The organism is Leptospira langatensis (genome assembly GCF_004770615.1).
Taxonomy (GTDB): Bacteria; Spirochaetota; Leptospiria; order Leptospirales; family Leptospiraceae; genus Leptospira_B; species Leptospira_B langatensis.
Genome location: NZ_RQER01000010.1, coordinates 308,634 through 328,221 on the forward strand (window position 1 = coordinate 308,634; position 19,588 = coordinate 328,221).

A 19,588-nucleotide genomic window follows, 5' to 3' on the forward strand; every position below is an offset into this window, starting at 1 on the left:
AGAGGGGTTCGAAGATCGTGAAGTTATTCCGTCTCGTCGTGTTTCTTACGGCAATCATTACGTATTTCTTTCAGCCAACATTTGCCTCCGGTGGGTTCGGAGGAGGATCGGTAGCCGGACAGGCTCTTCGCGGCAAGGAAAGAGAAAAATTCAATCTAGGAAAAGCAATCTATAACGGAGAAGTCGCTTTGGATGCAAAGCGGGACGAGCTTACAAAGACCCAAAAGAACAGGCTCGAATACCTGCAAGGTTCCCTCCCAAACGCGGAAAAGGGAAGGGTCAGTCTGGAAGATCTGGCAGGTAAATTATCCGAAGAGCAGATCTCCGCTCTGGAGTTTTTCGTTAGTATTCGCTTCAACGTCAAGTTGGAGGAGAAGAAAGAGTAAATTCGGGATTTAGTATATAATGAAATATTCATTTAGGAAGGGAGTTTTTCTTTCTCTTCTCTTATTTGTCCAACCGGTTTTTTTCGGAGAGTTGTTCTCTCAGACGGTTTGGGCGCCTTACCAAAGACAATTGTGGATCAGGACGACTGCCGTGAATTCTGTTTATAATTCCGCTTATGTGGGGAAATACCATACCTCCTACGATGACGATGTCAGGATCAATGTGGGAGCGATCGCATTCGAATACGGGATCACAGATCGTCTTACCCTGGATGTGCAGACAGGATTCGGTAAATTAGGGCGGACCCAGCTAATCAATCGGTATTTCGGTACCCTGACTTCCCCCGAACAGCCCGATAAATATGGCTTTGTGGATTCGAGAGCGGGGATCCGCTATAAGGTGATCGATGAATTCGATCATGATTCGATTTGGATCCCTACGGTCACTGTGCGTATCGGTGGGATCAAGAAGGGAGATTACGATAGAAATCCCCAGGCCTTAGGAGACGGGGCCAACGGAGGAGAATTAAATATTTATTATGGAAAGGATTTCAATTTCTGGGGCCTGGGAGCGTTAGGGGAAACCAGCTATAGAAAGAGAGAGAAGCCTGTGCCGGACGATTTCTTATACTACGGTGCTCTTTATAAAAGATTTATGGACTCCTTTATCTTTATCGTGGGAGCGAGAGGGCAGATCGGCCAAGGTGGGTATGCGTTTGCGGATCCGAGAGCTACGCCTCCTTTGAATCTACTCCAGATCGATCCGCCTTCTATCGGTCCACTTGGAACCGGTTGGTACGATTATTATCTGCAGCACGATCGCCCCGCCTGGGGAAGGAAGGAGATCTATCATAATTTCGAGATGAGCCTTGGTTATACGGATAAATACGGGAATTATTACAATTTCTTTTATTCGCATACTTATTCCGGATACAACACGGGTATCCTGCGCACTTTCGGATTCTTGGTCAATTTCCCGTTCAATTTATGAAAAGGAGAAGGAAATGAAATATTCAAATTTTATAATGAGATGGATCTATTTCTCTTTTGTATCGCTTTCTTTGGGATGCGGTAACGCTCCGGAGTATATTACTCTTCCTGAAAAGATCGCTCTTTTGGCCCCAGTGCATGTATTTAGCGCACAACAGTTATCCTCTGTTTCGAGCGATGATTATGATCTGAATACATATGGACTCATTACTGCGACTCGCCTGGAATCTTGGAGATCAAACTGGGCTAACAATCGTCCAACTGGGATCTCGGGTAAACTTGTGATCCTGCAGATCAGTAGCGGAAGTTTTTCCGGTTCGTATATCCGGCCGTCTACGGGAGTGAAGGTCTACCAAGCGTCCAGCGCTTCTACGGATTATACCTTCTTTGGGCAGACTAGATTCAACGGGGTTTTGGATACGGAGACAATCGTACCGCAAGGTGCAAATCTGGACAGCTTCTTGAAATTCTTCGGGATCAATCCTGCAAGCGATCTCATCGTTTTAGCGCAAGATACTCCTTCCGATTCGAATCTAATGCTGACGCTGAGGGCCTGGTATACTCTTTATTATTGGGGAATTGATAAGGCCCATCTTGCAGTCTTGAACGGTTCCGCTTCTGCAAAGATCTCATCGGGAGATCTTATCGGAGGCTCCAGTTTTTCCACACCGAGTTCCCAAGGTGCGGGAAAGATCGGAAGTTTACATAGGGATCATACGATCATCCAAGCAACCTTGGCCGATGTGTTTAACGCAGTGGAAGGGATTACTGAACCCACATTTGAGAACTCCACTCCTTCTCCGGAGGGAGGAGTATTCTTATTGGATGCAAGAACTCCTGCAGAGTATGACGGATCGGGCACCACTAGTGGACCTTCTAATTATACCTGCGGCAATACCCCGAATTGTTATACTCCGTATGAAGGACATATCAAGGGTGCGAAGAATATTCCTTTTACAAGCTTTGTGGACTCGAACAAGGAATTTCTATCCAAGTCTAGCCTAGCGGCCTTACTCAGCAGCAACGGATTTACGGAAGGGCAGACTATCATCACATATTGCAGGACGAACGTAAGATCTGCGATCACAGGATTCGCTACCTTTGCCATTCTAGGATATCCTACAAGATTCTATGACGGGTCTTGGGTAGAATGGGGAACCTTGGCTTATGATAGTAACTCCAATTGGTCCAATCTAAGCGCAAACTCACCTTGGCGTACAGACAAGGGTATAGTCACTAACTCGATCACTTACAATGAGGGGAAGAGCGGATTAACAAATAATAATATAGTGAATCTTGCCACATACTTTACTCCCGCTCGTAGCTTTGCAAAGGGAACAAACGATATCATAACGGAAGACAAGAAATATCTGACTGACTCCGCTTCTTCTAGTGGCGGGGGAAGTAGCAGTGGAGGCGGCGGCAATACCGGCGGCGGTGGGGGCGGAGGCAACCCTTGCGGAGGATAATTCTTCTCTTTGGGACCGCGTTTTTCGCGGTCCTCTTCTTTCTGATCGCATGCAAGAAAGAGGATTTTTACCAACGGCATTGGGTATTCCCCCTCGAATCCCAAGGCTCGCTCACACAGGAACCTGACCCCGCAAACTGCGGGACCTGCCATCCTCGGCAATACGGTTCTTGGAAGGCGACTCTTCATTCCCGGGCCTTAGGCCCGGGTTTTCTTTGGCAATTACCGAAACTAGGAAAACATTCTTCAGAGAATTGTTTCAACTGCCATGCTTCTAATCCGGAAGTTAAAGTGGCTTGGTATAAGCGCTTGGGCTGGGAGAAGGTGGGCGCATCGGTCTGGGAGACCGGGATAAAGGAACAAGGAGTACAATGCTTTAGTTGTCATTTCCGAAAAGGGAAGGTATATGGACCTCCGAGAAGAGAAGGTGCTAATTCTATATTCCAAAATTCGAATGCACCTCACGGAGGATTCAGCGCTCAAAAAGAATTCGAGGAATCTACATTTTGTAAGGCTTGCCATCAATCTCCGGAAACAGGGCGAAGGATCAACGGAAAGCTCCTGATGGACGTATATGGACAATGGAAGTCTTCGGAGTTCTCAGGCCAAAAGACACAATGCCAGAACTGTCATATGCCGGACAGAGATCATGAATGGAAGGGGATCTCCGATCCGGAAATGGTAAGAAAAGGGATTCAGGCCTCCTTGGATTTCTTTCCAAAGGGAGAAGGAGCCGAATTCATTGCGACCCTAAAGAATCTTGGAGTAGGACATTCCTTTCCCACGTATTCGGTCCCGAAGGTATACTTGGAAATAAATGCCAGAGATAGAAACGGAGTCTCCCTGAAACGGAATCATTCCGTGATCGGTTGGATGTTGGATCTGGAATTGCAGAACGAGATCTTCGATACAAGACTTTCTCCCGGGAGTTCTACAGCTCTTCGGGTGCATCTTTCTAAAGAGGAATTTGAGCAGATCAAAGACGTTCAATTTATAGTAAGAGTAGATCCGAAAGAATATTATAAAAGAATGTTCGAGGATAATTGGAAAGCTAGAGACAATTTTAGGAAGGAGGCAAAGTCATGGGTGCTTCCTTATTTACAGAAGGCTTTGCAAGAGGTAAATTCCGCTGAGTATGAGCTTTTACATTTAGAATGGAGACCTGGATCCTAGTGAGGCAATCGGGGGAATATGGAGTCGATTCTCGATTGACAAACCAGTACGAGTCGTTTGGCAAAAATACGGTTTTAATTTTCTTGTAAAAATCGAGTCGATCTTTAAAGTTTCTGCATGAAGTTCTTTGTAGATGCTCAGCTTCCTTTTCGTGTAACTCGGCTATCCAAGGAAGAAAATTTGGAAGTGCTGCATGTGGAGGAACTTCCTCAACCATGAGCTCCATTTCCCGCGAACCAGAGTTTCCCAAGCTCATTCTTGCTTATAGAGAAGCCTTAAAAAGAAGATATTCGATCGAAAGTATTTCCAAGTATCCTAGGTTCACTTCCATTCCAAAGGAAAGAGTAGACCTGCTCGTGAAATATTTCTTAGAGCTCTTGTATCCGGAATGGCAAGGAAGGCAAAAGTTAAACGGTGCTTTTGAATCCTTGGCCGGATTCGTACATTCTCCGTCCAAGGTATTCGGTCTCTTGGGTTCCTTGAGTTCCGCGCTTTTCAAATTGGGAAGGCATTTGCGATCCGCCTTCCAAGCGGGTTTTGCTGCGTTGCATTCGTATGTAACCGCGCAACGTTTCGAAGAGATCATGTTTATTGCATCTAGGAGTTTATTAAGCGAAGGAAAGGATCTGCAGGATCCGAATGTTTTTTCTAAGGTGCTCGCTTCCGTTCCCAAAAAGGATGCGGATCAATTCAGAGACGATATCGTAAGACTATTCCGAACCCTTTCCGATCGAGAACTCTTGAATAAGATCAAACAACTCATGGAGTCAGTGGTCCAGACCATGAGATCGAAACCGAAAACATATACGGAACAAGAAGTAGAAGGGATCCTATTAGGAGTAGGAATTCTTACAAAGGGAGAAGAGCTATTCCAAGGAATGAGCAGAGAAGAAATGGATCTTGTTTTGGAAGCGATCGATAAAATAGAAAAGGATGCGTTTGAAGAGGCGCTTAAGTCAGTTTAAGGAGGGAATAAAACCCATGCCGACGGTCGGAGTCGAACCGACACGAGGTTGCCCTCGCTGGATTTTGAATCCAGTGCGTCTACCAATTCCACCACATCGGCGGGTTTTGTAGTATTCCGTTATTGGATCAGGAATCGAGCTCGATGTATTTGCCCTTTCCGCGGGCTACTATCTTGCCGATCTCATTTTCGATCTCAGCGCGGTTCTCGATCACTTTCTTATTCTTCTTTACGAACCAACCGCGAAGATGCAATGGTTGATTGACTTGCGCAGGTTGTAGAAAGCGAATCGTTAATTCGCCTGTAGTCGTCTTAAAATTCATCGCTTCGTTGATTTTGGCCATGATTTCGTCCAAAATGGTAGCGATGATCCCAGGATGGATAACATCCGGAGACCCTTGGAATTTCTCAGGTACCGTGTAGTCACCATAAGCGGTCTTTGTATCTTCGTCAAAGGTGATCTTTAACTGCAGACCGTCCGGATTATCAGGACTAGACCCGAAACTCAGGTTTTCCCGAACCGTTGATTTCATATATGTCAAGTTATTACTTAACATTCATGGTGTCAATCCTAAAATCGTAAAGGACTTTGTTTAAGAACGATGCGTTACTCTGTCGAAAATAATAGGTAAGAACCTTTTCATGACGGCTCTTCTCTTATTACTAGGATTGCTTTCGGCCGGGGCCGGAGCGTACACTCTATTTCGAGATCCAAACAGATCGCAGGCACCTTCTGTGCCAGCACCTGGAAGTGGGTCTTCCGGAAAAGGAGGAGGCGCGTCCGGTGGTGGAAGTTCTGCGCCCGAGGCAGATCGAGGTAAACTTGTAAACGTAGGGGAACCGGATCAGGGTGGGGGAGCGCAAGCACCGTCCAAAGGAGGAGCTCCTTCTTCTGCTCCAACTTCTCCGCAAGCGCCTCAGACCGGCGGACAGGAATGGAGCCCACCTTCTCCAGGAGAAGGTAAACCCGATTATCCCGGATTAAAGAAGAAGGAGAAGCTACAGCTTCCTCATAGCACCGACGATATCATTCGGAATAATTCCAGATACGCTCATCATAGAAGACCTCTTCTTCATTCGGAAGCGTTAGTAGATAAGGAAAATTTCCTTGGTGCGTTGGAGATCCTAAAGAGGACTAACGCTAGAATTCCGGATCAGGAAATCAATGGGAAGATAGATGATAATATCCAGGCAATCGAAGATCATCTAACGTCTCCTCCTCAAGAAGAAACGTATTCTCCTGACGATCCGAATTATTCAGGCGCTCCGATCCCGATGGGAGATCTGGTCCGTGCCATCAAGGATATTAGCCAAGCCTTGGGGAATAGTCTTTCTCAAGGATTCCAAAATCCGGTACAGATCCAAGCTCCACCCGGAACAGAAGCTCCTCGTCTTCCTGCGGAATTGCCGCCCGGTCCTGTTTCCTATCAGATCGTTTCTTATGCGCCTTCTTCCGGGCCTATCCCTCCGCCACCTCCGGGAGCGCCTATTTCTTATAGTGCAGGAGTTCCTTCTCCCCCAGGAGGATTCCCACCTGGGTCAGGAGGACCTTCTCCAGGCGGTGGACCAGGCCCCGTAGGTCCGGAAGATTTTGCTCCTCCGGAACCTTCTTCTAAACCTTCTACTCCGGATCATCTGGATCCGAATGAGATGGATCTTCCGGAAGATACTTTCTTCACGGATGAATGGGATAAGTTTAAAGATCTTCCTCTAGTCGATAGAAGGACCGGCGAGGATCGTCGTTCCGGTGATGAGAGAAGGGGAGGCGATGGAGCTCGTAAGGATAGAAGAGGCGAGCAAGATAGAAGGAAAGAAGATCTTTTTAAAGAAAGAGACGATTATCTCAAGCAAAAAGCGGAAGAGAAGCAACAAGAAAGAGAGAGACAGGCGCAAGAAGAGCCTCTTCCTCAAGATTGGCCAAGACCTGAATATCCTCTTTCCGATCAGATGCCAGGTTATGCTCCTGCAGTCTTGCCCGAGATCGATCTTGTTCCGATCCGTCTTCCCGATCCGGAAGATAAGGTTCTTAGAGAACCTGCGGATACTGCTCCTTCTACCGTTCCTTCCGGAGAAGGTTCTGCTCCAGGCCCAATAGATCTTCCTAAGATAGATTTACCGGATCCTGTGGATGAGAATAAGCAGGAAGAATATACTCCTGAGATCCCTCCTCTTTCTCCGCAGCCAGGAGCTCCTACAAGTTCTCCTACTCAATCCGTTTCGGATGAGCCTCCTGAGATCGAAGTCTTGGACGGTGGCCTCGAGCCGCTTGACCAGGATCGTCCCGAATCGGGAGGAAGCGATAAGGACGACGAACCGAAGATGATCCACGGTATTCTGGAGCTAAAACCTCCGGAAGTGGACGACGCGCCGTTCTTGACTTTGACGTACGACTTCGGCAAGATCCCGCATTCTTTCAAGCTCTCCAAAAATTACAGTATTATGGAATACTCATATTACAAGTATAAGCCTATGCTGATCAAGGCCCAGGAGTTTGCTCGTAGAAAGATGTTGAAGAACGCTTTGAACTACTATAGGGTGATCAAATCCCAAAACATCCCTCCGGAACTCAGAAAGATGATCAATCGGAATATCAAGGACATCACCGAGTTCATGGAGAAATATCTGATGGCGAAGGGCTGAGGGCGGCCCCCAGTGGGAGGGCCCTACGTCCCTATATCTGAAAAAATCAAATTCCGCAAGCGCTTAATTTGATGAGGAAATTCATGTGGGAACTATTCAATCACCGTCGCGTTCACTGTGCTGCAAAGAAAAGTTCCGATCAATCCGTGGTACCAATCTTGCTCGAGAGTGATCTTTGCTACGTATTTATCCATCGTCTTTAGTTGTATGGATCTCATTGCGTAATACAGTGTTGTATTCGATGAAGTCGGAATAAAATCCAATAGATGATAGCCGCAGCTACTCTCGGAAATCACCACTTCCTTACCGTTCGCCGGTTTTTCCGTTTTGGTGTTTGGCAGCGTAAGTGAGATCGGCCCGGAACTGCATTGAGCAAGGAACAAAGCAATAAATATCGAATATACTTTTTTCATCTCACTACATCTCCCGTTATGATCACGCATCTAGTGTGGCCTATAAGCCAATAATACCAGGTTTCTTCTACAGTGACGTTCTTGATCCCTTTTGCACCTGGGACACTTAAGATAGCATTCTGTAACGCTCTTTCCATTCTGCTATTGAACCGGATCGGAATGAAGTCTAGGATCATGGCTCCCGGAATGGAGATGATCTTGGAACCGCAGGCTTCTCCACTAGCTCGAGTGATAACCTCCCTATCGGCATTATTTTCATGCATTAACATGACTTCGCCAGAATGACAGGCGATCAATGGGAGCGTAACGAGTAAAAATAAGAATCGAGGGATCCAATTCTTAATACTTTTATAATATATCATTACGGGGACATTTTTATAGATAGGGAATTTAGCAAGCATTCTGTTTTGAGCGCACCTCAGCGCTAAAATATAGGGCTTTGGGAGAAGAAAGCGGCCTGAAAAATTGGCAGATCTCGCTGATTTAAGAAAATTCCCCGCTTTCTAAAAAAGAAAAACTGCTTCCCTTCCGGGATGTCTAAATTTAGAATGATTCTAAATAGGAGATTATCTCAATGCCTCAAGTTACTTCACTCGCGCCGGACTTTAAAGCGGAAGCCGTGATCGGCCAGCAAATCAAGGAAATCAAACTTTCCGATTATAAGGGAAAGTGGGTTGTTCTCTTCTTCTGGCCATTGGATTTTACTTTTGTTTGTCCGACGGAAATTATCGAATACGATGCGAAACTAGACGAATTCAAGAAACTAGGAGCGGAAGTTCTGGGAGTTTCTGTGGATAGCGCATTCACTCACCTTGCTTGGAAAAACACTCCTCGTAAACAAGGCGGTTTGGGAGACATCAAGTATCCGTTGATTGCGGACATAACCAAATCCATCGCAAGAGATTACGGTGTTCTTACTGAAGGCGGAGTCGCTCTTCGTGGAACCTTCGTGATCGATCCTGCAGGTGTGATCCGTCAATCCACCATCAATGATCTTCCTGTAGGAAGAAATATCGATGAAGCGATCCGTTTGGTGAAAGCTTTCCAATACGTGGAAAAACACGGCGAAGTTTGCCCTGCAAACTGGGACGAAGGAAAGAAAACCATGAAAGCGGACCCAGAAAAGTCCAAAGAATACTTCTCTGCGGTAAACTGATCCTATCTCTAAGAATCCGGTCCTTGGGCCGGATTCTTCTCTCTTCTCCTTCCCGAATTTGTCCTGGTCCAAGAGACCTTCGTTCTAAAATCTGGTTATTGTACTGTATCTATCCATTCCTCGGACGGAAAAGGTTGCAATCCTTCGGGTTGAAGTCTAAGATATAGGGGAATTCTCATGTCACAAGCACTCGAAATCATAAATGAAGAAGATAGATATTATCGTGCGGATAATTTCCCAAAAGGTCTCACTCGCAAAGTAGTAGAGTCCATCTCACATATTAAGAACGAACCGGGTTGGCTTACTGAATTTCGTTTAGAAGCTTTTAAGGTGTATGAAAGCAAGCCTATGCCTACCTGGGGTTTCTTTCCGAACTTCCAAGTCGATATAGACGAATATGTGCATTATATAGGCGCAAATCATAAGAAGAAGAAATCCTGGGACGAAGTGGATCCTGAGGTCCTGAAGAGTTTCGAGAGACTGGGAATCCCTGAGCACGAGAGAAAGTATCTAGCCGGGATCGAAGCCATGGAAGATTCCGAGACTGTGTACGCTAACGTGAAAAAGGAGCTCACCGATCTCGGGATCATCTTCTGCGATATAGACACTGCGATCCGAGAGTATCCGGAGATCGTACGAAAATATCTAGGCTCCGTTGTTTCTATCGGGGATAACAAATTCTCCGCATTGAATTCCAGCGTATTCTCCGGAGGTTCCTTTGCCTATGTTCCGAAAGGAGTTAAGACTCCTATGCCATTGCAGGCCTACTTCAAAGTAAGTGCGGCTTCTTCCGGACAATATGAGAGAACACTTTTAATTGCAGAAGATGGAGCCGAGCTGGAATACTCCGAAGGCTGTTCTTCCGTGCAAGACAAGGGCACGAATTTCCACACTGCGGTAGTGGAGCTTGTGGCTCATAAGAATTCCAAGATATTCTATACTACCATCCAGAACTGGAAAAAGAACATGTACAACTGGACTGTGAAACGCGGTCTTTGTCATGAAGCTGCCCATATTACCTGGACCGATGTGAATATCGGGGCCAATACGATCAAGTATCCTGGGATCATTCTACAAGGGGATAATTCTACGGGAGATATTCTCTCCTTGGCATTTGCAGGCTCGGGTCAGATCCAGGACACAGGCGCTCGTATCATTCATGTGGGAAAAAACACTCGCAGCAATATCCTTGCGAAAGGGGTGTCTCTGGATGGAGGGATCAACTCTTATAGAGGACTCGTTAAGTTCACTACCGGTTCTTCCGACGCGTATAGCCATGTGAAATGCGACGGTCTCATGATGGACGATCGTTCTCAATCCCATGCATATCCGTACAATGATGTGAGCGGTCAGAATGGTACCTTGAACTATGAGGCGACCGTTTCTAGAATTGATGAGGACCAACTCTTCTATCTTCAGTCCAGAGGTCTTTCCGAGGACGATGCGAAGCTTCTGATCATCAATGGTTTCTGCGAAGGCGTGACCAAACATCTGAATGTGGAATACTCCGTAGAGATGACCCGTTTGATCCGGATGATCCTGGAAGACGGAAAAGTCATCGCTGAACATTCCAATTCCGCTTCGGTAATCCAATAGGCGGAAATATTCAGATTTCCTTATGAACGAGATCTTGGAAACCGAGTCGAATCCTTCCGGAAAGACTCCTATTAAAGGGCATACTCTGGAAGAATTGACCGAGCTTGTACAAGGTCTCGGAGAAAAATCCTTTCGTGCTAAGCAGATCTACAACGGGCTGTATGTAAATCGTTATGAAAATTGGGACGAATTTACCACTATCGGCAAAGATCTGAAGAATAAACTAGAAGAGAAATTCTCTCTTTCTCCTCTCAAAGTCGCTAAGCATCTTAAGTCGGTAGATGGTACTCAAAAATTCACCTTCGAAGCTGTTTCCGGAAGCGGGAAGGAATTCGAATCCGTTTGGATCCCTTCCGGTGACGGAGGAAGAAAGACGATCTGCATTTCTTCTCAAGTCGGTTGTACCTTAAATTGTAAATTCTGCGCTACCGCTAAGTTGCCATACCAAGGGAATCTCAAAGCAGGAGAGATCATCGACCAGGTCCTTCAAGTGGAGAAGATCGTAGGGGACAAGGCTACGAATATCGTCTTTATGGGAATGGGGGAGCCGATGCATAACTATTTTAACGTTATGCGTGCTGCTAAGCTTCTTCACGATTCGGACGCAGTAGGCTTAGGTGCGAAGAGGATTACCATCTCCACATCCGGTGTGGTGAACGGCATTCGCAGATTTATAGAGAACAGAGAACCGTATAATCTCGCCATATCTCTCAATCATCCCGATCCGAACGGCCGCAAGGAGATCATGGACATCGAGGAGAAGTTCTCCTTGCCGGAACTGCTGGAAGCCGCCGTGGATTATACCAAGGCACTGAAACGCAGGATCACCTTCGAGTATGTGATGATCCCCGGAGTGAATATGAGTCCGGAAGATGCCAAGAAATTGGTAAAGATCGCTAGAAGAATGGATTGTAAGATCAATGTAATCCCCTTGAATACGGAGTTCTTTGGCTGGAGAAGACCGACCAGAGATGAAGTAGACGAGTTTCTAAGGCTTCTGGAGCCTGCAGGAGTTCCTATCTTGAACAGAAGGTCGCCAGGCAAAGATATCAATGGGGCCTGCGGGATGCTTGCCGCAAAAAGTTGACCCTGGATCCGCTTTCCGTATCTTAGCTGGAATGAGGCTCTCCTTATTTTCGATCCTAGTTCTTTTCCTTCTTACTTTTCTTGGGACCTATTCTTGTAAAAATCCCTATCAGCAAAAATGCCAGGAAATTTGCGGCTTCTATGTTTCCTGTGTAGAGAAGCAGTTCCCGAACAAAGCTGACCTGAGCCAAAAGAATTTCTTCCAAATGGAATGCGAATCCGGCTGCTTGAGAGAGCAAAGTTTCGCCATGCCGTGCTACGAGGCCGAAAAGACCTGCGTAGGCTTTACCCGTTGTCTGTTAGATTCCGGATTGATGGATTGATCCGATCCTTCTTTAACACTTAGGAGTATTATAAAAAATGAATTTAGTGCAAGAAGAGAAGACGAATCCTTTCGTTAAATATTCGGTCTGGATCCTTTTGGCTATCGCAATCCTGCCCTTATTTTTGACTTTTCCTTTGGATGTGATCGATATCGATTCCTCTCAGTATGCGGAGATCTCTAGAGAGATGACCGATAGTGGGAATTGGCTTTTTATCCGGGACAATGGCAGAAGATATCTGGATAAACCGATCCTGACCTTCTGGAAGATCTCTTCTTCTTTTATTCTATTCGGTCAGAACAATTATGCGTTCCGTTTGCCTGCTATCCTAATGACTCTCGCTTCTCTTTGGGGAGTGTTTGCGATCACTAAGTTGCATTCCGGAAACACCAAGAGATCTTGGATCGCCGTTCTATTGTACGCTCTTTCTCCCGGATTGTATGCCATGGTTGTGGATCCTAAGATAGATGTGTATGTTACTCCTTATATCATTCTTGTATTCGCTTTTTATTATTTAGGTACGAAGAAGAACTCTGCCTATTACTATGCGATGTACTTGGCCATGGGACTCGGATTTGTGACCAAAGGGCCGATCGCAGTTGTGATCCCAGGAATCGGGATCGGGGGAGATATCCTTTTCCGTAGGGATTGGAAGAGACTTCTCGGAATGAAGATCTTTCCGGGAGCTGTCTTGGCGCTTCTTCCGCCTTTCTTATGGTCTATTCCTCTCTATTTGGAATTCAATACATACGGTCCGTACTTCTTCTTATGGGTGCAGTCTTTTGGTCGTTTTTATATCAAGATGTATGACCAGAAATTCGATCCGTTCTTCTTCTATTCCAATTTCTCTTGGGCATTCGGAGTTTTCATTCTGCCGTTCCTCGCCTTGGTGATCAATCAAGTCTATCGATTCTTCCAAGATAAGTCGATCAAGCTGATACCTGGTATTCGGGCAAATGAATGGAAGGATAAGGATTTCGTTCCTGCATTTTGGCTCTTTCTATTTTTGTTCCTGATCAGCTTCTCGAAATACCAATTGCCTCAGTACATTTATTGGTGCTTGCCTGCGGGAGCCATAGTCGGTTCCGGGTTCTTTCTCAGAATATTAGAAAATGCGAATGAGCTTTCTTCTAAGATCGCGAAAATCCTGATCTATCTGACCTCTTTCGGTTTCGTTCTGGTAGGACTTCTTTTTCCGGTGTTTGTTCTGGATGTAAACTACGGATTCTATCTATGGGTAGCTGCCTATATGGGCTTAGGTTTCTTAGTCTGGGCCTATTTGAGGTCGGATCGTTTGCTTGGGACTCTGGTGGTATCCGTATCCTTCTTCTTTACTTTGGTGAGCGCATATGCGTATCCTCTCCTTATTTCTTATCAACCCTCCAAAGAAATAGGTGAATTGATCCAAGAGGCGGAACCGAAGCAGGATAAATTCTTGATGTTCGGGATCCCGGCATCCAAGAGATCATACGCGTTCTATTCTAAGAGACTGACCCGTACTTTATTCGATCCTGAGGTTCTATTCGAAGCGCTGCACAAGGATGGGGAAAGAATGATCCTGATCTCGGAGAAGTTCTTGCCTCATTTTGACAAGTTTACTGCGGATCGGATCGATCTGGATATCTTTGCAGAATACCCCAGCTATAAGGTGGCGACTCCCGAGCTTGGTTTCTTTCTCAAGTCCAAGAGAGATTCTCTGACTTCAAAGGTGTATTTCGGAAAGATCCGGTTTAAACCAGGGAAGGAGAATATTCCTTCTAATGCAAAGACTGAGTAGTCTTAAGATACCAACCGGATCGGGAACATCGAGCTAAGAATTCATTTGGGAAAGCTATTATTCCTGAAGATTTTTTAGGATCTGGGAAGAAAAAGTATAATGGAAATTCCAGAAACCCACCGAATTCTTAAGTAGGCTATTTATGAGCCTGGTTTGGTTTTGGTCCCAGGATCGCCTGGGACTGCTTTTCCTTCTTTTCCTCGTCTAAGTCCAAATGCATCCTTTGATGGTTCCGGCTATCCCGATCGTTTCCCTTACCATCTGTGTCTTCTCCGGTTTTCTGATCTTTACCAAAAGACCTAGATACGCTTTCGATTCTATCTATGCAGTCTTTACGATCTGTATGGCATTTCCTCATCTGGGCCATCTCTTGCTTCACCGTTGGGAATGGGACCAGGAATTCCTACGATTCTCGACCCTATTCACGTTTACCTACGGTCCTTTACTATTTCTTTATATTCGAACTTTAACGGAAGAAGGGGATTCCTTTCGGAAATGGGACCTTTTGCATTTTCTTCCTTTTGCGATATTAGAGATCTTATTTGCGGTACATTTTTTTAGAGAAGGGCAAGAAGAGATCCCTCCTTCTCCCGGGGAATGGAGAAGACCGGAGAAAGGATTCCATTTTGCCGGAGCCTTTTTGTCCGTATCCATGACAGTGTATTCGATTTGGATCTTTCTTCTTCTTAACCGACACGGAAAAAAGTTAAGGGACCATTTCTCGAACATAGACAGTATTAAGGATTTACGATGGATGTATTGGGTGCTTGTGCTCTTCATGATCTCTACCGGCATCCATTGGTTTTTGGAATGGGTACATGTTTCGGACGCTTCTCCGGAAACTTTTAATCCGAGGGTTATAAGAGGGGCAGGGGTGCTTGCGTTTTCGGTCTTCTTTTGTTGGTTCGGTGTGAGACAAACAGTGGTGTATACTCATAGAGAATTGGATACGTTTAAAGGAAGAAAATCGGAAGAAGAAGGGCCGACGGATCCGGACGAGGAAAGAAGGAAATACGAAAAATCCGGCCTAAGAGAGGACAAGATCCCAGAGTATCTGAAAAAGATCCGGGACTATATGCAGAATGAAAAGCCGTACAAGGAGTCTGAGTTTTCCATAGACAGTCTTTCGGAAGGCACAGGTATCCCCAGATTCTATATCACTCAGATCTTGAACGAGACCCTGAAGACGAATTTCTATAATTTCGCGAACGAGTATAGGATCAAGGATGTGATGAACGCACTTCAATCCTCCTCGGAAGAGAAACCGAATATACTTCGCTTAGCACTTGAGTATGGATTTAACTCCAAATCCACCTTCAATACTTCTTTTAAGAAGATCGTGGGCAAAACACCTTCTCAGTTTCTGGAAGAAGTCTCCGAAGTCGCCTGAGATCCGGGCAAAAATGTAGTTCGAGCCGATTGGGTCGGACCCATATCCCTTTGACAAAATGGGGATCTATCCTGTAGAATTCGTGAAATTTTACGTCGATTGATCTTCAAGGGAGAGACTGTGCATCAAAAACTTCTTATTTCTATTCTTGCATTTTGGATCGTTTTATCATTCTCGAATTGCTCTAGTGGAGGATCCGATGATTCTGCCGCTGCTGCCGTTCTATTGTCTTCCAGTAGCGGGGATTCTTGTCCTGAGCCTTCGACTTTCTTGGTCGATACCACGGAAACGGTTAGCAACGGATCTTCTTGTACTACCAAGATCGCTTCCGATGTTCCGACTTGGATCCAGAATAACTTTCATTGCATGACGATCTATACTTGTGGAACGGATATCGTCTTTGAGACAAATGATCTTCCCCCTTTTAAATCGGGTTACTATTCCGGTTCGTCCTCGAGCTATGTGGCGAACAATTTTCCGACAACCGCGACGAGTGGTGCCTGTTGTTATGGAACGAGCGTAAGTCCTACTGAGGACCATTTCGCGAATCCGAATAATATTAAGTCCCAAAGTGTGGTCTTTAAGATCCCTGCCACTTCCACATACATGTCGAGCACCCAAAGTACTCCGTATGGCCCAGTAGGAGTCAGTATCTGGGGAATCGTATTTTATAATAACCAGGCTGCGCCAGGTGATGTGCTCGCTACGGAATATGCTACGATGGATTATCAGAATGGTCACCCAGACTCAAGAGGAATGTATCATTGGCATACAGATCCTTGGCCGATCACCGGCTCTCAAAATGCGCAAACAAGTGAATCTGCTTTGATCGGCATCGCTATGGACGGATACCCGGTGTACGGTAAGAAGACTCAGGCGAGTTCTTATCCGACATTAGATTCGAACACGAATACTGCTACTTGTTCTCCGAGCGAGAATTCGAGTGCGGGTTATTGCTACTACGTACAAAATGCTTCGTACGATTCTGCATACGTATTCGGACTCTATTTCCGCGGTTCGAAAGGTTCCGTAACCTACTGAATCGGAGAAAGGAAAGCTATATTGATGAGAGTATTCATAGCGATCGTCAGCATAAGTTCTCTCTTCCTATTTTGTAAGGAAGAGAAGATCTCGGACGAGTATCCTAAGGAAATTACGGATTTTGCAAGTTTTAGAACGGATCGTCTTCCTTTCTTTTTGGGAAAAGACATGCGACCGGAATGGGACAGAAAGAATTGGAGCGATGCAAGAAGTCTGGAAGAATTCTCTTTGCGAGACCAGGCGAGTTCCTCATTCGGGTCCAAAGATCTGGACGGAAAGATTTCCGTCGTATCCTTCTTCTTTACTGGTTGTCAAGGGATCTGTCCTCTTCTTACGAGTAAATTAAAGATCGTGCAAAGTGCGACTTTGGATCAGAATGATGTCGTCATTCTCTCTTTTTCTGTGGCACCGGACGCGGATACACCTGAACTCTTATCCCTATATGCTAAGAAGCAAAATATCCATTACAAAAGATGGAAATTAGTCACTGGAGATAAGGGGAAGATATATACGCTCGCGAGAAGATCCTTAAATGCGGACGCCTACTCGGCCCAAAACGCCCCCGCAGCAGAGAGACTTTCTTCGAAAGACTTTCTACATTCCGAGAATGTATATCTTCTCGATGAGAAGCGTAGGATACGCGGAGTCTATAGTGGAAGGATGGACGCTTCCATGCAGGAACTGGTCCGCGATATCGGCGTTCTACGTAAAGAGATCCTGGAAAGCAAAAAAGATACGGAGAAGGGACGTACGATAAGTATCAATGCAATGGAATATGGGAACGAATGAGATCGATATATTCCATCTCCATTCTATGCGCTTTATGTTTTTTGAATTTGTTTTGTTCTGACGAATCGATTGTAGTAGATACGGATCCGAATTTGACTCGTTCCGGGAAATATGTACTGCACCGAGGCGAGAAATTCACGGGAGTCATGGAAACGTATCTGGAACCCGTTTTGGTAACGAGAAGGACGCATTACGTAAACGGATTAAGGGACGGTGTGGAGACGGAGACATATCAGGATGGACGAACCGCTTCTGAGAGGACTTATTCCCGAGGAAGGAAAGAGGGGATCCATAAAGGCTGGCATGAAAACGGCAAACGTAGATTTCATTATGAGTTCAAAAACGATCAATTCGATGGGGAAAGTTGGGAATGGTATTCTAGCGGCGAACTATATACCTTCGGAAAATTTAAGAATGGGGAAGCGATCGGTAGAAAGATCTGGAGGAGAAGCGGACAGATCTATCTAAACCAAGTATATTTTCATGAAAATTCGTTCGGACTTACGGGATCTAAGATCTGCAAGAAAGTGAAGGGTGCGGAATCCGATCGGAGGGACGCGGAGCTCAGTAATTTGTAACAGTTCCCACATGTGATACAGTCGCTTGACTAAGGAGGGAATTTGTGGTAGGAAAAAATTCCACCGCTCCGCTCCGGCCCCCACCCAAAGAGGGTGGGGCCTACCAAAACCAAACCTATTTCAGAACCGCTAATTCCCTCGTACAATCAAACTCGCGCTCACGGGGCAATGATCGGAAAGGCCTTCTTCTTCGGGAGGATGTCCGTCGAAATTCCCATCATCCGAAGAAAACTTCGTTTGCACAAAGCTTCCTTTCTTCCATTCTAAATTTGTAATTAAGTAATCGATGAATCCTTCTTTGTGCTGCCAGCAATCGGACTGCATCTTATAGTTTGCAGATCGGAGGCGAAGATCTCCTTGGAGGATATTCCAAAGAGAATGGTTCCTTCCCAGATTTTCGTTAAAGTCGCCGAGCAATACAAAGTCTCCCAGCGTAGGAAGTATCTCTCGGAGAACCGAGATCTGGCCTCTTCTATCCTGCTTGTCTTTAGAAGAATGGCCGGCCTTTAGGTGCACCACGAGAACGGAGATCCTATTGGGACCGAATTGGAATTCTCCCAGGAGTCCCTTTCTGAGCCCGGGGCGAAGGGAAAGCTCCTGGATCTCCTTTAACTTGGGTTGTCCTAAGTTCTTCTTCCAGCAAAGTCCGACTTCTTGGGAATAACCGGGAGTGATCGTAGCCTTGCAATTATATTCAGATATCGTAATATTCTTGAGAGCAGCCTCGTTCTCTATTTCTTGGAAGCCGATGATATCGGGATCTTCTTTCAATGCGGTCTTGCGGAGAGCTTCGAAGTCGGAGGAATTTCGTTTCTTTCTATTTTTGGGGATCTTGTTTTTGTCCCCGATCTCATCGTATAAAAAGAGAGAATTGAAGCTCGTGAACTTGAGTTCCCTCTCTGGGTTCTTCGCAATAGTGGAGATTGTTATTAGGAAAGCGAAGGAAAAAGCGAGACTTAGGCGAATAAAAGGACGCATAATTGAGTGAGATCCTAGTTTTCGTCTCCTTCTTCCATTCAAAATTGAAAATTGGTGAGCTTTGTTTTTCTCTCTCAAAGAACGATCGTTCTGAGATTATCCTCGTGGATTCAGGTTTCTTCTCTTGGTGTTTCCTGATTTATGAATTTGTATATAAGTCGAAAGTAAATTCCATTTAGTTGATACTAAGTCTCAACGAAAAACGCAAGAGAATCGCCAAAGCAAGCGCGTTTTTGAGCGTTTACTTGCAATTTTAAGCGAAGCCAAAATCCTTGTTCCAAACCTTATTTTGGAACCCACGGGACTTTTCACGAATGAATAAGAAAGCTTTGAAACTTTCGGTTCCGCTTATTGCTATTGCAGCAGTGGCTTACCTGATTTTTTCTCCCTCCAAATATGTAGGCTACTCTCCGGATCAGCCTATACCCTTTAATCACAAGATTCACGCAGGTGATAACAAGTTAGACTGTCGCTATTGCCATACCGGCGTAGAAACCAGCGCTCACGCAACGGTTCCGAACACTTCTACTTGTATGAACTGTCACTCTCTTGTTGCTAGAAACAGTCCGGATATCAAATTCTTGACCGAGAGTTACACGAACAAGAAGCCGATCGAGTGGGTTAAGATCCACGACCTTCCGGATCATGTTCAGTTCAACCACTCTCGACACATATCAAGAGGCGTAGATTGTTCTCAATGCCATGGCAATGTTGCCGAAATGGTCAAGGTCAAACAGGTCGCATCCCTGAACATGGGATATTGTGTGAACTGTCACCGAGAGAACAACGCTCCAACCGACTGTTCCACCTGTCACAGATAATCAGGAGAATGCATTAACA

At 45.5% G+C, this 19,588-nt stretch carries 20 protein-coding genes and 1 tRNA gene; 16 read left to right on the top strand and 5 right to left on the bottom strand.

From position 1 onward, the window contains the following. The first annotated feature begins 38 nt into the window (after positions 1-38). The 5 genes from EHO57_RS15715 (at position 39) to EHO57_RS15735 (ending at position 4,982) form a co-directional block, all read left to right on the top strand. The gene (locus tag EHO57_RS15715; protein WP_135646060.1) at positions 39-386 is read left to right on the top strand and encodes a hypothetical protein; all 348 of its coding nucleotides are present in this window, start codon (positions 39-41) and stop codon (positions 384-386) included. A 19-nt stretch (positions 387-405) separates the two neighbouring features. After that, entirely contained in the window at positions 406-1,377 is a 972-nt protein-coding gene (locus EHO57_RS15720; protein ID WP_135645789.1) for a hypothetical protein, read from the top strand. A 13-nt stretch (positions 1,378-1,390) separates the two neighbouring features. Beyond that, positions 1,391-2,845: a sulfurtransferase gene (locus EHO57_RS15725; protein WP_246050735.1), complete on the top strand. Its 1,455-nt coding sequence runs from the start codon at positions 1,391-1,393 to the stop codon at positions 2,843-2,845. After that, the gene (locus EHO57_RS15730; protein WP_135645788.1) at positions 2,833-4,017 is read left to right on the top strand and encodes a multiheme c-type cytochrome; all 1,185 of its coding nucleotides are present in this window, start codon (positions 2,833-2,835) and stop codon (positions 4,015-4,017) included. Before EHO57_RS15725 ends, EHO57_RS15730 begins: the two co-directional genes overlap by 13 nt. Before the next feature lie 215 nt (positions 4,018-4,232). Continuing rightward, positions 4,233-4,982 carry a hypothetical protein gene (locus EHO57_RS15735; RefSeq protein WP_135645787.1) on the top strand — a complete coding sequence of 250 codons (750 nt, stop codon included), beginning with the start codon at positions 4,233-4,235 and terminating at the stop codon, positions 4,980-4,982. Between the two features lie 17 nt (positions 4,983-4,999). Here EHO57_RS15735 and EHO57_RS15740 read toward each other — a convergent pair. Together EHO57_RS15740 and EHO57_RS15745 are read right to left on the bottom strand one after the other, a co-directional pair. Continuing rightward, positions 5,000-5,083: transfer RNA gene (locus EHO57_RS15740), tRNA-Leu, on the bottom strand. 26 nt (positions 5,084-5,109) lie between these two features. Continuing rightward, positions 5,110-5,514, bottom strand: a complete 405-nt coding sequence (locus EHO57_RS15745; protein WP_008595600.1) for a PaaI family thioesterase — start codon at positions 5,512-5,514, stop codon at positions 5,110-5,112. Between the two features lie 109 nt (positions 5,515-5,623). Between EHO57_RS15745 and EHO57_RS15750 the strand changes: the two genes are divergently transcribed. Beyond that, the gene (locus EHO57_RS15750; RefSeq protein ID WP_135645786.1) at positions 5,624-7,621 is read left to right on the top strand and encodes a hypothetical protein; all 1,998 of its coding nucleotides are present in this window, start codon (positions 5,624-5,626) and stop codon (positions 7,619-7,621) included. A 92-nt stretch (positions 7,622-7,713) separates the two neighbouring features. On the opposite strand, the gene EHO57_RS15755 is transcribed toward EHO57_RS15750, so the two are convergent. Both EHO57_RS15755 and EHO57_RS15760 read right to left on the bottom strand, forming a co-directional pair. After that, positions 7,714-8,034 carry a hypothetical protein gene (locus tag EHO57_RS15755; RefSeq protein WP_135645785.1) on the bottom strand — a complete coding sequence of 107 codons (321 nt, stop codon included), beginning with the start codon at positions 8,032-8,034 and terminating at the stop codon, positions 7,714-7,716. Next, a complete protein-coding gene (locus EHO57_RS15760; protein WP_135645784.1) occupies positions 8,031-8,297 on the bottom strand; it encodes a hypothetical protein in 267 nt (88 codons plus the stop codon). Before EHO57_RS15760 ends, EHO57_RS15755 begins: the two co-directional genes overlap by 4 nt. A 311-nt stretch (positions 8,298-8,608) precedes the next feature. Here EHO57_RS15760 and EHO57_RS15765 point away from each other — a divergent pair, with 311 nt between their 5' ends. From EHO57_RS15765 to EHO57_RS15805, 9 genes are all read left to right on the top strand, one after another. Beyond that, on the top strand, positions 8,609-9,190 hold the full coding sequence (locus EHO57_RS15765) for a peroxiredoxin (RefSeq protein WP_135588059.1): 582 nt from the start codon (positions 8,609-8,611) through the stop codon (positions 9,188-9,190). Positions 9,191-9,367: 177 nt separating this feature from the next. Then, positions 9,368-10,786, top strand: coding sequence for a Fe-S cluster assembly protein SufB (gene sufB, locus EHO57_RS15770; RefSeq protein WP_135645783.1), 1,419 nt, complete (start codon positions 9,368-9,370; stop codon positions 10,784-10,786). 22 nt (positions 10,787-10,808) lie between these two features. After that, positions 10,809-11,873 carry a dual-specificity RNA methyltransferase RlmN gene (rlmN, locus tag EHO57_RS15775; RefSeq protein WP_135645782.1) on the top strand — a complete coding sequence of 355 codons (1,065 nt, stop codon included), beginning with the start codon at positions 10,809-10,811 and terminating at the stop codon, positions 11,871-11,873. Between the two features lie 31 nt (positions 11,874-11,904). Then, positions 11,905-12,195, top strand: a complete 291-nt coding sequence (locus EHO57_RS15780) for a Cys-rich protein (protein WP_135646058.1) — start codon at positions 11,905-11,907, stop codon at positions 12,193-12,195. Between the two features lie 37 nt (positions 12,196-12,232). Next, positions 12,233-13,972: an ArnT family glycosyltransferase gene (locus EHO57_RS15785; protein WP_135645781.1), complete on the top strand. Its 1,740-nt coding sequence runs from the start codon at positions 12,233-12,235 to the stop codon at positions 13,970-13,972. Between the two features lie 226 nt (positions 13,973-14,198). Then, positions 14,199-15,362, top strand: coding sequence for a helix-turn-helix domain-containing protein (locus tag EHO57_RS15790; RefSeq protein ID WP_135645780.1), 1,164 nt, complete (start codon positions 14,199-14,201; stop codon positions 15,360-15,362). 120 nt (positions 15,363-15,482) lie between these two features. Then, positions 15,483-16,403 carry a YHYH protein gene (locus tag EHO57_RS15795; protein WP_135645779.1) on the top strand — a complete coding sequence of 307 codons (921 nt, stop codon included), beginning with the start codon at positions 15,483-15,485 and terminating at the stop codon, positions 16,401-16,403. 24 nt (positions 16,404-16,427) lie between these two features. Then, positions 16,428-17,192, top strand: a complete 765-nt coding sequence (locus EHO57_RS15800) for an SCO family protein (protein ID WP_135645778.1) — start codon at positions 16,428-16,430, stop codon at positions 17,190-17,192. After that, the gene (locus EHO57_RS15805; RefSeq protein WP_135645777.1) at positions 17,189-17,770 is read left to right on the top strand and encodes a toxin-antitoxin system YwqK family antitoxin; all 582 of its coding nucleotides are present in this window, start codon (positions 17,189-17,191) and stop codon (positions 17,768-17,770) included. Before EHO57_RS15800 ends, EHO57_RS15805 begins: the two co-directional genes overlap by 4 nt. Before the next feature lie 129 nt (positions 17,771-17,899). On the opposite strand, the gene EHO57_RS15810 is transcribed toward EHO57_RS15805, so the two are convergent. After that, the gene (locus tag EHO57_RS15810; protein WP_135645776.1) at positions 17,900-18,748 is read right to left on the bottom strand and encodes an endonuclease/exonuclease/phosphatase family protein; all 849 of its coding nucleotides are present in this window, start codon (positions 18,746-18,748) and stop codon (positions 17,900-17,902) included. A 314-nt stretch (positions 18,749-19,062) separates the two neighbouring features. Here EHO57_RS15810 and EHO57_RS15815 point away from each other — a divergent pair, with 314 nt between their 5' ends. Then, the gene (locus tag EHO57_RS15815) at positions 19,063-19,569 is read left to right on the top strand and encodes a cytochrome c3 family protein (RefSeq protein ID WP_135588043.1); all 507 of its coding nucleotides are present in this window, start codon (positions 19,063-19,065) and stop codon (positions 19,567-19,569) included. Positions 19,570-19,588 lie beyond the last annotated feature (19 nt).

Coding starts and splice junctions, on each gene's coding strand:
- EHO57_RS15720 (WP_135645789.1), top strand. CDS start 406: ATGAAATATTCATTTAGGAAGGGAGTTTTTCTTTCTCTTCTCTTATTT.
- EHO57_RS15725 (WP_246050735.1), top strand. CDS start 1,391: ATGAAATATTCAAATTTTATAATGAGATGGATCTATTTCTCTTTTGTA.
- EHO57_RS15735 (WP_135645787.1), top strand. CDS start 4,233: ATGAGCTCCATTTCCCGCGAACCAGAGTTTCCCAAGCTCATTCTTGCT.
- EHO57_RS15745 (WP_008595600.1), bottom strand. CDS start 5,514: ATGAAATCAACGGTTCGGGAAAACCTGAGTTTCGGGTCTAGTCCTGAT.
- EHO57_RS15750 (WP_135645786.1), top strand. CDS start 5,624: ATGACGGCTCTTCTCTTATTACTAGGATTGCTTTCGGCCGGGGCCGGA.
- EHO57_RS15755 (WP_135645785.1), bottom strand. CDS start 8,034: ATGAAAAAAGTATATTCGATATTTATTGCTTTGTTCCTTGCTCAATGC.
- EHO57_RS15760 (WP_135645784.1), bottom strand. CDS start 8,297: ATGCATGAAAATAATGCCGATAGGGAGGTTATCACTCGAGCTAGTGGA.
- EHO57_RS15765 (WP_135588059.1), top strand. CDS start 8,609: ATGCCTCAAGTTACTTCACTCGCGCCGGACTTTAAAGCGGAAGCCGTG.
- sufB (WP_135645783.1), top strand. CDS start 9,368: ATGTCACAAGCACTCGAAATCATAAATGAAGAAGATAGATATTATCGT.
- rlmN (WP_135645782.1), top strand. CDS start 10,809: ATGAACGAGATCTTGGAAACCGAGTCGAATCCTTCCGGAAAGACTCCT.
- EHO57_RS15780 (WP_135646058.1), top strand. CDS start 11,905: ATGAGGCTCTCCTTATTTTCGATCCTAGTTCTTTTCCTTCTTACTTTT.
- EHO57_RS15785 (WP_135645781.1), top strand. CDS start 12,233: ATGAATTTAGTGCAAGAAGAGAAGACGAATCCTTTCGTTAAATATTCG.
- EHO57_RS15790 (WP_135645780.1), top strand. CDS start 14,199: ATGGTTCCGGCTATCCCGATCGTTTCCCTTACCATCTGTGTCTTCTCC.
- EHO57_RS15800 (WP_135645778.1), top strand. CDS start 16,428: ATGAGAGTATTCATAGCGATCGTCAGCATAAGTTCTCTCTTCCTATTT.
- EHO57_RS15805 (WP_135645777.1), top strand. CDS start 17,189: ATGAGATCGATATATTCCATCTCCATTCTATGCGCTTTATGTTTTTTG.
- EHO57_RS15810 (WP_135645776.1), bottom strand. CDS start 18,748: ATGCGTCCTTTTATTCGCCTAAGTCTCGCTTTTTCCTTCGCTTTCCTA.
- EHO57_RS15815 (WP_135588043.1), top strand. CDS start 19,063: ATGAATAAGAAAGCTTTGAAACTTTCGGTTCCGCTTATTGCTATTGCA.